General features: G+C 35.0%; 12 protein-coding genes. 7 read left to right on the top strand and 5 right to left on the bottom strand.

Annotated features, from left to right (window positions below; translation table 11 throughout):
- Positions 1-18 precede the first annotated feature (18 nt).
- From radA to panC, 4 genes are all read right to left on the bottom strand, one after another.
- A complete protein-coding gene (radA, locus tag GWR14_RS12045) occupies positions 19-1,380 on the bottom strand; it encodes a DNA repair protein RadA (protein ID WP_163409271.1) in 1,362 nt (453 codons plus the stop codon).
- Positions 1,380-2,534 carry an alpha/beta hydrolase gene (locus tag GWR14_RS12050; protein WP_163409272.1) on the bottom strand — a complete coding sequence of 385 codons (1,155 nt, stop codon included), beginning with the start codon at positions 2,532-2,534 and terminating at the stop codon, positions 1,380-1,382. The genes radA and GWR14_RS12050 overlap by 1 nt, the downstream gene beginning before the upstream one ends.
- Positions 2,535-2,708: 174 nt before the next feature.
- Positions 2,709-3,059, bottom strand: a complete 351-nt coding sequence (gene panD, locus GWR14_RS12055; RefSeq protein WP_163409273.1) for an aspartate 1-decarboxylase — start codon at positions 3,057-3,059, stop codon at positions 2,709-2,711.
- Between the two features lie 14 nt (positions 3,060-3,073).
- Positions 3,074-3,922 carry a pantoate--beta-alanine ligase gene (gene panC, locus GWR14_RS12060; protein ID WP_163409274.1) on the bottom strand — a complete coding sequence of 283 codons (849 nt, stop codon included), beginning with the start codon at positions 3,920-3,922 and terminating at the stop codon, positions 3,074-3,076.
- 107 nt (positions 3,923-4,029) lie between these two features.
- On the opposite strand from panC, the gene GWR14_RS12065 reads away from it, so the two are divergent.
- The 7 genes from GWR14_RS12065 to GWR14_RS12095 all read left to right on the top strand — a co-directional run bounded on the left by GWR14_RS12065 (position 4,030) and on the right by GWR14_RS12095 (position 15,291).
- The gene (locus GWR14_RS12065) at positions 4,030-4,836 is read left to right on the top strand and encodes a glycogen/starch synthase (RefSeq protein ID WP_163409275.1); all 807 of its coding nucleotides are present in this window, start codon (positions 4,030-4,032) and stop codon (positions 4,834-4,836) included.
- A 21-nt stretch (positions 4,837-4,857) separates the two neighbouring features.
- A complete protein-coding gene (locus GWR14_RS12070; RefSeq protein ID WP_163409276.1) occupies positions 4,858-6,576 on the top strand; it encodes a DUF4270 domain-containing protein in 1,719 nt (572 codons plus the stop codon).
- A gap of 10 nt (positions 6,577-6,586) precedes the next feature.
- Complete coding sequence (gene glmS, locus GWR14_RS12075) at positions 6,587-8,434, top strand: glutamine--fructose-6-phosphate transaminase (isomerizing) (protein WP_163409277.1); 1,848 nt, start codon at positions 6,587-6,589, stop codon at positions 8,432-8,434.
- Positions 8,435-8,731: 297 nt separating this feature from the next.
- Positions 8,732-11,572, top strand: a complete 2,841-nt coding sequence (locus GWR14_RS12080; protein ID WP_163409278.1) for a TonB-dependent receptor domain-containing protein — start codon at positions 8,732-8,734, stop codon at positions 11,570-11,572.
- A gap of 73 nt (positions 11,573-11,645) precedes the next feature.
- Positions 11,646-13,181, top strand: coding sequence for an SGNH/GDSL hydrolase family protein (locus GWR14_RS12085; RefSeq protein WP_163409279.1), 1,536 nt, complete (start codon positions 11,646-11,648; stop codon positions 13,179-13,181).
- 235 nt (positions 13,182-13,416) lie between these two features.
- The gene (gene atpD, locus GWR14_RS12090; protein WP_163396342.1) at positions 13,417-14,928 is read left to right on the top strand and encodes a F0F1 ATP synthase subunit beta; all 1,512 of its coding nucleotides are present in this window, start codon (positions 13,417-13,419) and stop codon (positions 14,926-14,928) included.
- An 81-nt stretch (positions 14,929-15,009) separates the two neighbouring features.
- Positions 15,010-15,291, top strand: a complete 282-nt coding sequence (locus tag GWR14_RS12095) for a FoF1 ATP synthase subunit delta/epsilon (RefSeq protein ID WP_163409280.1) — start codon at positions 15,010-15,012, stop codon at positions 15,289-15,291.
- Between the two features lie 63 nt (positions 15,292-15,354).
- Here the strand turns inward: GWR14_RS12095 and GWR14_RS12100 are convergent, their stop codons facing one another.
- The gene (locus GWR14_RS12100; protein ID WP_135222187.1) at positions 15,355-15,561 is read right to left on the bottom strand and encodes a helix-turn-helix domain-containing protein; all 207 of its coding nucleotides are present in this window, start codon (positions 15,559-15,561) and stop codon (positions 15,355-15,357) included.
- Positions 15,562-15,563 lie beyond the last annotated feature (2 nt).

A 15,563-nucleotide genomic window follows, 5' to 3' on the forward strand; every position in this document is an offset into this window, starting at 1 on the left:
AAGTAACTTTTATAAAAACTAACCAAACAGGAAACTCGCCACATCTTCAATTTTGGCCACGAGTTCAATTTTGATTCCTGTATTTTTTAAAGCAATTTTATTATATTTTGACACAAAGATTGTGTTGAAACCTAACTTTTCAGCTTCCTGAATGCGTTGGTCAACACGATTCACAGGACGAATTTCTCCCGAAAGACCAACTTCACCGGCAAAACAAAATCCTTTTGTTATCGGAATATCTTCATTCGAGGATAAAATAGCTGCAACAACTGCCAGATCAATTGCAGGATCATCAACAGAAATTCCACCGGTTACATTTAGGAAAACGTCTTTTGCTCCAAGTCGGAATCCGGCTCTTTTTTCTAAAACAGCCAAAATCATATTCAATCTTTTGGCATTATAACCGGTTGTACTTCGTTGTGGTGTTCCGTAAACTGCTGTGCTTACCAGCGACTGTATTTCAATCATCAGCGGACGCATACCTTCCATAGTTGTGGCAATTGCTGTCCCTGACATCTCTTCATCTTTATGCGAAATCAATATTTCTGACGGATTACTTACCTCACGCAAACCGCTTCCTAACATTTCATAAATACCCAGCTCGGCAGTGGAGCCAAAACGGTTTTTTAGAGAACGTAAAATTCGGTACACATGATTTCGATCGCCTTCAAACTGCAAAACGGTATCCACCATATGCTCCAGAATTTTTGGTCCGGCAATATTTCCATCTTTTGTAATATGTCCAATTAAGATGACCGGAATACTGGTTTCTTTTGCAAATTTGATTAATTCTGCAGTTGTCTCTCTAATCTGAGAAATACTTCCTGCAGTCGATTCAATATAATCCGTATGCAGGGTCTGAATCGAATCTATAATCACAATTTCAGGCTGGATTGCTTCAACCTGTTTGAAAATATTCTGTGTTTTTGTTTCCGTCAGAATATAACAATTGTCACTATTGGGCGTGATCCTTTCGGCACGCATTTTTATCTGTTTTTGGCTTTCTTCACCAGAAACATATAAGGTTTTATAAGGTAATTTTAAAGATATCTGAAGCAAAAGAGTACTTTTTCCAATTCCGGGTTCACCTCCCAAAAGCGTTAAAGAACCCGGAACGATTCCACCTCCGAGAACACGGTTCAATTCGCCATCAGTTGTGTCCATCCGAACTTCCTGAGCCGAATCAATTTCTGTTATTTTTAAAGGCTTCGGCGCTCTGTTGCCAGGAGTCGGCTCACTTTTCCATGCTACTTTTTCCTGTTTCTGAATAATTTCTTCGGCAATAGTATTCCATTCTTTACAAGCATTACATTGCCCCTGCCATTTGGCATATTGAGTACCGCAGTTTTGGCAAAAGAAGGAAGTTTTAACTTTTGCCATTATTTTGTTTTTTTGGCGAGCGTATTCATTTCATCAATTTTCTCATACATCATATCTCTGGTCAGCTCACCAATTGGTTCCATCTGCGAAGCATTTTGGTATTTTTTTGATGCTCTTTTCGGCTCACCCATTTTCTCATACATCAAACCTAGCTCGTACTCCCCCAACATAGCACGCGGATAATCAACATTGGCAATTTCAGCCATTTTACCTAATTCATCATAAGCATTGTTTTTCAGGATAAGATTTTCAACAACTTTAAAATCATTCATCCTAACCGGAATATCCACTCCTAAAACTTCTGACATTGTATTGTATTTATTATCAAGGTAATCTGCAAAACCAGATTTTAACACAGCGATTTTATCCTTAAATTCAGCAGAATTAATTGGTTTATAAACCTCAAAAATGTGATACAATGCACTCGGAATTGAATGTAAAACTTCTGTATAATGAGTTGAATTTTTAAACAAATCGTATTTGTAATTCACAAGAGGATTATTTGCAATTTTAATATTGCTGTCCAGTTTTTCTATTGGCTCTTTGATTTTTTTAATATCTCCGTCACCTGCAGACAAGTAGTAAAAAAACGGTTTTTTTACTTTTTCAAATTTCTCCGGAATACGTATTTCCATTTTTGGAGCAAGTTCCGGACTCAAACAAATATACCCGTTAAAAAGAGGAATATCTTTATACAGGTAAAAATTTATAAAACTTGCCGTTATATCATGTCCGGCTATAATTCTGAAAGGGGATGTTCTGTAATTCTTTTCAATGTAAGGAACTAATTCTGCTCCAATAAATTCGAAAAACTCTGCTCCTTTTTCAAATGGCAGTCCTGCATTCTGATCAATAGTAGAATCATCATAACGTTCACCATCATTATTTTGATGAACACCGATAATAATCATTTCTGGCAAATCATCCCAATAAACTCCATAATTTACAGCTCCGGAAAAAGGGTCAAACAAATATTCTCCATCAAGCAGATATAAAACAGGGTATTTTTTAGAAGGGCTGGTTTCATAAGAAGCCGGAAGACCAATGGTTATTCTCCTTTCGCTTCCAAGTTTTTCAGATTTGATATTATCGAATTTCTTCTGTGAAAAAACTGAAATAGAGATTAGGGTAAGTAATAAGCAAACTTTTTTCATGATTTGGGAAATAAAAAGTATTAAAATTATGGTACCAATATAATACTTTTATTTGCTTTTTGTCAAAGTGTAATTTTAAAATCAAAGAAATTTAGGACAAAAGAAACCGGCTTTGTCCAAAAAGATTTTGACAAATCATAAATGAAGGGTAAATTTAAAAACCGAAGAGAGTTTTTAAGTCAGTGAATTATCATTTTCATTAGGAAAAACAATCCATGGTTTGAAGGTTTTTGCTTCTTCGAATTCCAGAGTTGCATACGAAATAATGATAATAATATCGTCTTTTTGAACTTTTCTGGCTGCAGGCCCGTTCAGGGTTATCTCACCTGAATTTCGCTCGCCTTTAATAGCATAAGTTTCAAAACGTTCCCCATTGTTGATATTTACAATAGATACTTTTTCGCCTTCAATAATATTTGAGGCATCCATTAAGGCTTCATCAATAGTAATACTGCCAATATAATTAAGATCGGCCCCGGTTACTTTAACACGATGAATTTTTGATTTTATAACTTGAATTTGCATTTTGCAAAGGTAATTTAATTTAATGATATGGTGTCTATCAGTCTGATAGAATTAACAAATACTGCTATAAATGCACGGTATTTTTTGTCTATAATTTTATTTTCAATAGGTAATAATGTCGATTCGTCAGCAATTACAAAATACTCTAAATCAAATCTTTCATTCCCCCGGAAAGAATTTTCTACAAATTCAACAGTTTCCTGTGGGCTTTTCGTCTGAAATACTTCTTTTGCTTCAGTAAGGGTTTTATAGATAATTGCTGCTTCCTTTCGTTCTTCAACAGTTAACCGTTCATTTCTGGAACTCATTGCCAATTGATTTTCTTCCCTAAAAATAGGGCAGCCTACTACATTAACAGGCAAATCATACTTTTCAGCAAGTTTTTTTACAATCTGTAATTGTTGAAAATCTTTCTCCCCAAAATAAGCATTGGTAGGTTCTACAATTTCAAAAAGACGTTTTACTATAGTTCCAACCCCATTAAAGTGCCCTGGTCTGAATTTTCCCTCCATTTGATTTTCTAGTCCGTCAAAATCAAATGAGCCAGATATCGTATTTCCTTCATAAATATCATCTACAGAAGGAGCGTATAAAATCATTTTATCACTCAGTCCTCTCATTTTTCTCACATCTTCCTCGAGAGTGCGGGGATATTTTTCGAGATCCTCCGGATTATTAAACTGTGTAGGATTGACAAAAATACTCACAACAGTATCATCATTTTCTTTGAGTGAACGTTGCATTAAAGCCAGATGTCCCTGATGTAAAGCACCCATAGTTGGCACAAAACCTATCGTTGAATTTGCAGTTTTGATAGTTTTTAAATATCCTTTCAGTGCTGCTTTGCCGTAGAAAATATGCATGGCGGTATTATTAAAATTTGTGCAAACATAATATATTAGTTATAAACTGCATAAAATTTTGTAATTTTGCAACGTTTTTATTACCAAAAATTAAGTAAAATACTATTATGAAAGAGAAGAGGATATTATATGTATCATCTGAAGTCGTGCCTTATTTGGCTGAAAATGAGGTTTCATTAATGTCTTATGACGTGCCGAAAATGATAAATGACCAGGGCGGTCAGATAAGAATTTTCATGCCAAGATACGGAAACATTAATGAAAGAAGGCACCAACTCCACGAAGTAATCAGACTTTCAGGGATGAATTTGGTAGTGAACGATTTAGACATGCCTCTGATTATCAAAGTTGCCTCTATTCCTAAAGAAAGAATACAGGTATATTTTATTGATAATGATGAATATTTTAAACGTAAAGCAACTTTTGCCGATGAAGAGGGTGTTTTATACCCTGACAATGATGAAAGAGCAATTTTTTTCGCAAAAGGAGTTGTTGAAACTGTAAAAAAACTAAACTGGGTTCCGGATATCATTCATGTTCATGGTTGGCTCGCTGCTATGCTGCCGATTTATATGAAACATTATTATAAGAATGAAGCCCTATTTTCTGAAACTAAGATTGTGACTTCAGTTTACGGACAATCTTTTGACGAAAACCTAGATTTAGAATTTATAAATAAAGTAAAATTTGACGGTGTCCCACATGAGTCAGTCGCTGATTTAGAAACACCTAATTACGAAAACATATTAAAAGCAAGCGTATTACATTCTGATGCTGTAATTATTGCATCTGAAAATGTATCACCAAGTTTAACAAAATTTATAGAATCTTCAGGAAAACCTTTTTTACCTTTCGTCGCGAAAGATGTATTTGCTGATGCTTATACAAATTTCTACAAAACTATGGGTCTTTAAATTTTAACCATTATATCAAACATGTATAATACTTCTTTTTTTAAGAAAATTCTATTAATAGTAACAGTCGCCTTTTTCTATTCATGTGATAAAGAATTCAATGCTATAGGTGATGATTTAATTGGAGACAATCATTTTGATTTAGAAGCAGAACCTTACACAGTAACTGCTTATAATCAAAAAGTCACTCCAACAGCTACAAATAATTTAGCTGTAAATGCTTTAGGAATTTACAACAATCCAGTTTTCGGAACCTCTACTGCAGATTTCAACACCCAGGTTGCCTTAGCCTCTTATGCACCAACCATTGGTGAAGGAGCTGTAATTGACAGTGTAACATTAAATATACCTTATTTCATAGATCCAACTAAAACAGTCTTTAATTCAGAGGATGGCAGTTCAACTTATGTTCTTGATTCTATTTATGGACCTGAAACGGGAAGACTTAAATTAAGCGTTTACGAATCCGGTATTTTCTTAAATACCTATAATGCCAGCAATTATGATTTAAACAAATTTTATAATACTGACAGAAACAGCGATTTTCAAACACAATCTGAAGCGTTAGGAGCTAGATTAAATGACAGAACTAAAAAAACTATAAAAGACGATGCTGGAAACATTACAATTGTAGATGATGCGTCAGAAAACGACGAATTCTTATTTAGCCCAAAAGAGATAAAAGAAACAACTCCAAAAACAGAAACTACTGCTGAAGTTATTAAAAGAATCAAGCCTGAAATGCGCTTACATTTGAACAAAGATTTTTTTAAAACTAAAATTTTCGATGCTCCAGCAAGCAAATTAGCTGCTGATGATGTATTTAAAAACTATTTTAAAGGATTGTATTTTAAAGTTGAAAAATCAGGCACACTTCCTGGAAGAATGGCAATGATGGATTTTAAATCCGGGAAAATAACTATTTTTTATAAAGCTAAAACTGCTTCAACAACTGATGCTGAAACAGAAATGGAATCAAAAACACTTGTAATAAATTTAACTGGTAATACGGTAAGTTTGTTACAGGAAAACAATTCAACATCTGATTACACAACCGCAACTGCAAATGATACTACAGAAGACGAAAGGCTATATCTAAAAGGAGGACAAGGATCTATGGCTGTTATTGAGCTTTTTGACAAAACTGATTTAGGCAGATATGAAAACGGCGTATTTGTAAACACTCCAAACGGTGTATCAGATGAATTAGATGGAATCAGAAACAATGTTACAACTAACCAATGGATAGCTAACGAAGCTAATTTAGTATTCACCATTGATTCGGAAAAAATGGCAAATACTCCTGAACCAAACAGGATTTATTTGTATGATTTCGATAACAATACTATACTTGCCGATTATTCCGCTGACCGAACAACAAGCCTTACAGGTGATACTAAAAAATCCAGAACAGTTTTTAGTGGTATTATAAATTTAGATACAAATAAAAGAGGAACTACATATAAAATACGAATTACCAATCATATTCGAAATCTTATCAAAAATGCCGATGTTACCAATGTTAAATTAGGACTAGTCGTTACAGAAGATATTAATACGATAACATCCAGTAAATTTGATAAAACCAAAACGATTAATAAAATTATATCTGAAATCCCAACAGCTTCTGTAATGAATCCGTTAGGAACTGTATTATTTGGAAGTAATATTCCTCAAAGTGATACAAATAATTATGCTAAAAGATTAAAATTTGAAATTTACTACACGAAACCAAATTAATAAATAATATATGTGTGGAATTGTTGGATATATAGGACACAGAGAGGCTTATCCTATTGTTATCAAAGGATTGAAGCGTCTGGAATACAGAGGTTATGATAGTGCCGGCGTAATGTTATACGACCAGGAAAACATCAAACTTTGTAAAACAAAAGGGAAAGTTTCGGATCTTGAAGAAAAAGCAAAAACAAACTTCACAAATAACGGAACTATCGGAATTGGACATACTCGTTGGGCAACTCATGGAGTTCCTAATGATGTAAACTCACACCCTCACCTTTCTAATTCAGGAGAACTTGTTATTATTCACAATGGAATAATTGAAAACTATGCTCCTCTTAAAGAAGAGTTGATTAAGAGAGGTTATACTTTTAAATCAGATACCGATACTGAAGTTTTAGTAAATCTTATTGAAGAAGTTCAAAAAAACGAAAATATAAAACTTGGAAAAGCAGTTCAGATTGCTTTAAATCAAGTAATTGGAGCTTACGCTATTGCTGTTTTTGACAAAAAAAACCCTGATGAAATTGTTGCAGCGAGATTAGGAAGCCCACTGGCTATTGGTGTCGGGGAAAATGAATTCTTTATTGCCTCAGATGCTTCACCATTTATTGAATATACTTCAAACGCAGTATATCTGGAAGACGGTGAAATGGCAAACATCAGATTACATAAACCTCTTAAAGTCAGAAAAATAAAAGATGACTCATTAGTTGATCCGTACATTCAGGAACTTCAGATGAATTTGGAGCAAATTGAAAAAGGAGGCTACGATCATTTCATGCTGAAAGAAATTTATGAGCAGCCAAATGTTATCAAAGACACCTACAGAGGAAGACTGCATGCAAATGAAGGAATCGTTCAGATGGCCGGCGTTGAAGATAATATTGAAAAATTCCTGAATGCTAACAGAATTCTTATTGTGGCATGCGGAACTTCATGGCACGCAGGCTTAGTAGCCGAATATATATTTGAAGAATTCACACGTATTCCCGTTGAAGTAGAGTACGCTTCTGAATTTAGATACAGAAATCCAATCATCAATAAAAATGATGTGGTAATTGCTATTTCTCAATCAGGAGAAACAGCAGATACAATGGCAGCTATCAAACTGGCAAAAGAAAATGGCGCTTTTGTATTTGGAGTTTGTAATGTAGTCGGATCATCGATTTCAAGAGAAAGCCATGCAGGTGCTTATACACATGCCGGACCTGAAATCGGAGTAGCTTCGACTAAAGCATTCACTACTCAGATTACAGTTTTAACAATGATTGCTTTAAGATTAGGAAAAGCGAAAGGGACTTTATCAAATACTGATTTCCATACCTTTTTACAGGAATTAGAAATAATCCCTGAAAAAGTAGCAGAAGCATTAGAAACAAACGAAAGAGCCAAAGAAATTGCAGCAGCTTTCAAAGACGCTCCAAACTGTCTTTACTTAGGACGCGGCTATAATTTCCCAGTAGCATTAGAAGGCGCATTGAAACTAAAAGAGATATCTTACATTCACGCAGAAGGATATCCTGCCGCAGAAATGAAACATGGACCAATTGCATTAATTGACGAGCAAATGCCTGTTATTGTAATCGCTCCTAAACAAGGTCATTACGATAAAATTGTAAGTAATATTCAGGAAATCAAATCGAGAAGTGGTAAAATCATAGCTGTCGTAACCAAAGGTGACACTCAGGTACGTGAATTAGCAGATTATGTTATCGAAATTCCGGAAACTTCGGATGCATTATCTCCTCTAATTACTACCATTCCTTTACAGCTTTTATCTTATCATATTGCCGTAATGAGAGGCTGCAATGTAGACCAGCCTCGCAACCTTGCGAAATCAGTTACTGTAGAGTAATTTTAAAATAATTATATTAAAAAGCGGGATTTTAACATCCCGCTTTTTTTATTGCCAAACTTTTTTATTATCAATCTAATTTTTAAGATTAATTCAGTTTTTTTCTTAAAATTATTATGTATGCATACTAATTACCGTATTTATCAATTCTTTCTTGATTTAAATTTAATAAAACAGCCTAATAAATACTCATAATTACCTGTATTTTTATGATAAATATTAATTTTTTTTAACGTTTTTTTATTAATATTAAAAATATTTGTATTTTGGCTATACGAACTAACAAAAAACTAACCAATGAGAGCATACTTACTAATCATGTTGTTTATCAGCGGATTATCATTTTCGCAGAGTACTGTTACCGGTTCTGTTACAGACAACAACAAACAATCTATTCCCGGTGCCAATATTAACGTAATAGGAAGCTCTACTGGAGCATCAACGGACTTTGACGGTACCTTTAAATTAAACACAAATGCCAAGCCTCCTTTTACAATTAAGGTATCAGCTGTAGGATTCGAAACTAAATCAATTAACATCACATCAGCAAATCAAAATGTAAGTGTGATTTTAAAAGAAGAAGAAACCAAACTCGATGAAATAGTAGTTTCGGCATCCCGAACGCCGGAACGCATCTTAGAATCACCTGTAACTATTGAAAGAATGGGTATTCAGGATATTAAAAAAACAGCCTCTCCTTCTTTTTATGATGGCTTAGAAAATTTAAAAGAAGTACAGATGAATACCAGTAGTATGACTTTTAAATCTGTTAACACTAGAGGATTTGCTACAGTAGCCAATACGCGTTTTCTTCAATTAGTTGATGGAATGGACAATTCATCACCATTATTAAATTTCGTTTTAGGAAATATGATTGGAGTATCAGAAATTGACACTCAAAGCGTTGAATTGCTTCCGGGTGCCTCATCAGCATTATATGGCGCAAACGCCTTTAACGGAATCTTGTTCATGAACAGTAAAAGTCCATTTACCCATCAGGGAGTTTCTGCATATTTTAAATACGGAATGACTTCTCAGGATGCAGCAGGAACAAATAATTACTATGATTTGGGCGTAAGATTTGCTCATGCATTTAATAAATATTTTGCAGCTAAAGCCAACTTTACTTATATGGAAGCTACAGATTGGTATGCAACAAATTATAATGATAAAACTATCGCAGGCATAGACAGAACAGACCCAAATTATGACGGTATAAATGTTTATGGAGACGAAGCCACCACAAACATTAAAGTAGTAGGACAAAAATTAGCTGCAATGGGAATAATACCTACAGGAGCTGTTAACTTATTACCCAACAGCAATGTAAGCCGAACTGGATATAACGAAACAGATCTTACCAATAACAAAGCAGGAAATACAAAAATAGATTTCTCATTCCATGGAAGACCTTTTGGAGACGAAAGACTTGAAATTATCTGGCAAAGTAAGTTTGGTTTTGGAAACGCTGTTTATCAGGGAGCGAACAGATATTATTTAAATGATTTTTTTATGCAGCAGCATAAATTAGAGTTTAAAGGAAAGAACTTTTTCTTAAGAGGATACATGACAACAGAAGATGGTGGACATTCATACGATATGGTTTTTACCGGAATCAATGTAAACAGAAAATGGAAAGATGACAATACCTGGTTTGGACAATATGCCGGAGCATACATTCAGGGTACTTTAGCAGGTATGACTCCACAACAGGCTCATGCAGCTGCAAGAACAACAGCTGATACTGGTCGTTTTCTACCTGGAACACCAGAATTTCAAAACGCATTTAACCAGGTAATCAACGATGAAAGTGTATTATCCGGATCAAAATTGGTAGACAACTCCAAAATTTATCATTCAGATGCAAATTACAATTTTAAAGACCTTATAAAATTTGCCGAAATCCAGGTAGGCGGATCTTATAGATTATATGAGTTAAATTCTCACGGAAGAATTTACACAGATGCTGATGGCCCTATTAATTATAACGAATATGGCGCTTATACTCAACTAACAAAAAGATTTCTTGATGAAAGATTAAAATTTACTGGATCGATTCGTTACGATAAATCTAAAAACTTTGACGGAAACTACTCTCCTAGATTATCCCTTGTATATTCAGGAGGAGAAAAGAAAAACCATAACTTCAGGGGATCATTCCAGACAGGTTTCAGAAACCCTACCACACAGGATCAATACATAGGATTTAATATTGGTAGAGCTGTATTAATAGGTTCTGCACCAGATAACCTGACCAGATTTAGCGAAACTTTTACACTGAGTGCGGAAGGACAAAGCTATAATGAAAACAACAGCCCAACCAAAATTATGACAGGAGATGATGCTTATAACAACTCTTATCTTGCAAGTTCGGTTGAAGCATTTAGCGCAATGGCAGGAACTAACCCAACAGCTGCAGCAGAATTATTAAAGAAAACAAGAGCCAATTACGTAAAACCGGAACAGGTAAAAGCTTTTGAATTAGGATACCGCTCAATTTTTAAAGATTTCTCAATAGATCTAAACGGATATTACAATATTTATAATGATTTTATTGGCAACCTGAATGTTGTTTCTACTTATTATGGAACAGCTCAGGATAATCCAAGCTTACCAATTTCATTTCCTGTAACGGATCCAGGAGCTCAATCAATACGAGCCCTTCAGAATGGAGAATACAGAGCTTATCAAATATATACAAACTCAGACGTAGAAATTCATTCACTTGGATTTGGTGTAGGACTTTCAAGAAAAATAATTGCTGATTTTGAATTAGGATTAAACTATAATTACGCTCAATTTGATTTTGATCAGTCAAAAGATCCAAGTTTTGAAGCCGGTTTCAACACTCCAAAACACAGATTCAAAGCATCCATTGGAAATGAGAAATTATTTGAAAATTTTGGCTTTAATGTCAGCGCAAGATGGAACAGCGAATACGAGTGGGAATCAACTTTTGCAGATGGCACAATTGAATCGGCTACTGTAATTGATGCACAAATTAACTATAGCTTACCAAAGTTAAAATCCACTTTTAAATTAGGAGCATCAAATCTGAGAGGAAAAGAATACACTCAGGTAATTGGAGCAGGATTAATCGGTCAACAATATTTTGCTTCCTGGACAATTAATCCGTAATAAAAACACAATATCAACACATTATTTCACTTGTTCAAAACCCCGACAAGCAATAATTTAAAATATAGAAATTATGATAAAAAATTTCAAATGGCTGTTATTGATTTCTTTAGCCTTTGCAGCCTGTAACAGTGATGATGAGACCGTAAAAAACGACAACTCATCTGATGGATTACCGTTAACTTCAGGAACTGCAGATTTCTCAAAGTATGTAGCCTTAGGGGATTCTTTTGCTGCAGGATTTAGCGACAATGCCCTTTTCATTAAAGGTCAGGAAGGAGCATACCCAAATATTTTAGCACAGCAATTTGCTACCGTAGGAGGAGGCACTTTTACAACCCCATTTACAAATGACAATATTGGTGGATTATTATTAGGTGGTAATGTGATCACCGGACCACGTTTGTATTTTGATACTACTACCAGTACTCCTGTTTCTGTTACAGGCACACCAACAACAGAAGTAACAGCACATTTGTCTGGAACATTTAATAATTTAGGAGTTCCTGGTGCTAAAAGTTTCCATTTGCTGGCACCGGGTTACGGTAGCGTGGCAGGAATAACTGCAGGAACAGCAAATCCTTATTTTGCCCGTTTTGCTTCAAGTGCAACGACTACAGTTTTAGCAGATGCGTTAAGTCAAAATCCCACTTTTTTCTCTTTATGGATTGGAGGAAATGACGAATTAGGATATGCAACTGCCGGCGGAGATCCAGCGGTAAATCCTTTAACACCTCCTGCAACTTTTGATGCAGCCTATAAAGGTTTAGTTGCACAGCTTGTTGTCGGAGGAAGAAAAGGAGTTGTGGCTAATTTACCCGTTATTACAACTCTCCCTCATTTTCATGTTATTGCTTACAATCAACTTACTCAAGCCAATTTAAGTTCTGGCGGAGTTAGTTTGGTTAATACATTGAATGCACAATTGTACGCACCGTTACATAACGCTTTGGCCTTTTTAGGGCAAGGAAGCAGAATTAATCTTTTGACTACAACAGGAAACAATCCTTTATTAATTGTAGATGAAACTTTGCCTGATCTTTCAGCAAATTTAAAAGCAGTTTTAATCGGTGGAGGATTAGATACTCCTACTGCTACAGTAATGGGGCAGATTTTCGGAAGAGCCAGACAAGCACTGCCTACAGATTTAATTTGTTTAGGAGCTTCTTCCAGAATTGGAAAAATACCAACTGTTGCGGCTGACGGAATCGCTTCTCCATCTCCATCATTATCACAATTGGGAGTTACTTTTCCTTTACCAGACAGATATGTCTTACTTCCTACTGAAGTGGCAGAAATTGGAGTTGCTACTGCAGCATACAATGCGACTATAAAAGCAGCTGCTGAATCTAATGGCTTGGCGATTGTTGATGCAGAATCAATTATGGCTGATTTAAACAAACCAAATGGAATTTCAATGAATAACTTTACGTTAAATGCAACATTCGTTACAGGTGGTATGTTCTCTTTAGACGGAGTTCACCCTACTCCAAGAGGATATGCCCTGATTGCTAACAAATTTATTGAAGCAATCAATACTAAATACGGCTCAAACTTAAAAGGTGTAGATGTAGGTAAATATCAAATTCTATATCCAAAAACATTATAATAACGCCAATTTTTTTAGTAAAAAGTCACTCATCTTTAAAATGCAGTGGCTTTTTTTGCATCAATAAAAATTGTTATTTTAAATATTAAAACTGACTGTTTTAAGAGTATAACAAAAAACTAAGTATTTTTTATAAAAAAAATATTGATTTTATATTTTAAAAAATTATCTTTGCGCTCTGAAAAAAGAGGTATTTTCGATAAACCTAAATAGCTATTTAATAAACACATAAGTAATGTCAAAAGTAATAGGAAAAGTTGCTCAAATCATTGGACCAGTAGTTGACGTAGTTTTCAACGGTAAGGATGTTGAACTTCCAAAAATTTATGATTCCCTAGAAGTCACTAAAAAAGATGGAACATTATTAGTTCTAGAAGTACAATCTCATATTGGAGAAAACACTGTTCGTACAATCTCTATGGACTCTACAGACGGTTTGTCAAGAGGATATGAGGTAGTTGGAACTGGAAATCCAATCCAAATGCCAATCGGTCCAGATGTATATGGACGTTTATTTAATGTTGTTGGAGATGCAATTGATGGTTTAGGTGAATTGCCAAAAACTGGAGAAAATGGTTTGCCAATTCACAGACAAGCTCCAAAATTCGAAGATTTATCAACTTCATCTGAAGTTTTATTTACAGGTATCAAAGTAATCGATTTGATCGAACCTTATGCAAAAGGAGGTAAAATTGGATTGTTTGGTGGTGCTGGTGTTGGTAAAACAGTATTGATTCAGGAGTTGATCAACAATATCGCAAAAGGTCACGGTGGACTTTCAGTATTCGCTGGAGTAGGTGAAAGAACACGTGAAGGAAATGACTTACTTCGTGAGATGTTAGAGTCAGGAATTATTAAATATGGTGATGATTTCATGCACTCTATGGAAAATGGAGGATGGGATTTATCTAAAGTAGATATGCCAGGAATGAGAGAGTCTAAAGCTACTTTCGTTTTCGGACAAATGAATGAACCACCTGGAGCTCGTGCACGTGTGGCACTTTCAGGATTATCTATCGCTGAGTATTTCCGTGATGGAGCCGGATCTGATCAAGGAAAAGACGTATTATTCTTCGTTGATAACATCTTCCGTTTTACACAAGCAGGTTCTGAGGTATCAGCACTTTTAGGACGTATGCCATCTGCGGTAGGTTATCAGCCAACATTAGCAACTGAAATGGGTGCTATGCAAGAGCGTATTACATCTACAAACAAAGGATCTATTACATCTGTACAAGCGGTTTACGTTCCTGCGGATGACTTAACCGACCCGGCGCCGGCTACAACTTTCGCACACTTAGATGCTACAACTGTATTATCTCGTAAAATTGCTGAGTTAGGTATCTACCCTGCGGTTGACCCGTTAGATTCTACTTCAAGAATTTTAACTCCACATATCTTAGGAGATGAGCACTACAACTGTGCACAAAGAGTAAAAGAAATTCTTCAAAAATACAAACAACTTCAGGATATCATTGCGATTCTTGGTATGGAAGAGTTATCTGAAGAAGACAAACTTTCTGTATCTAGAGCTCGTCGTGTACAACGTTTCTTGTCTCAGCCATTCCACGTAGCGGAGCAATTTACAGGTATCCCAGGAGTATTAGTTGATATTAAAGATACTATCAAAGGTTTCAACATGATTATCGATGGTGAGTTAGACCACCTTCCTGAGGCTGCATTCAACTTGAAAGGTTCTATTCAGGATGCAATCGAAGCTGGAGAGAAAATGTTAGCTGAAGCATAATATTAATTGTGAATTATGAGTTATAAATTATGAGTTCATCTCACTTATAACTCATAACTTATAAATCATAACTAAAAAAAGATGATTTTAGAAATAGTATCACCAGAAGCGAAATTATTTTCAGGAGAAGTTACTTCAGTTACTTTACCAGGAGTTGATGGAAGCTTTCAGATTTTAAATCACCACGCGCCGATTGTTTCTATTTTAGAAAAAGGAACAATTAAAATTGCAGCTCCTAGCTTCAGTTTTTCTAAAGAGGTAGCAGATAAATTCACGAAAGTAAACGACCAGACTTATACTTTAGGGATTAAGTCAGGAACAATCGAGATGAAAGACAACAAAATAATTGTATTAGTTGATTAAGACAATTTAAGAATAATTAAAAAGCCAGACTAATCGTCTGGCTTTTTTTGTAGAATACTCTTTTCATTCTTTTACATATTCCATAATATCTCCCGGCTGGCATTCTAGTATTTCACAAATGGTTTCTAAAGTTGAAATACGAATTGCTTTTGCTTTTCCGGTCTTTAATATCGAAAGGTTAGCTGTTGTAATTCCGATTTTTTCTGCCAGTTCATTTGATCGCATTTTGCGTTTAGCGAGCATTACGTCTAAGTTGATAATAATTGGCATAG

Source organism: Flavobacterium ajazii, assembly GCF_010614725.1.
Taxonomy (GTDB): Bacteria; Bacteroidota; Bacteroidia; order Flavobacteriales; family Flavobacteriaceae; genus Flavobacterium; species Flavobacterium ajazii.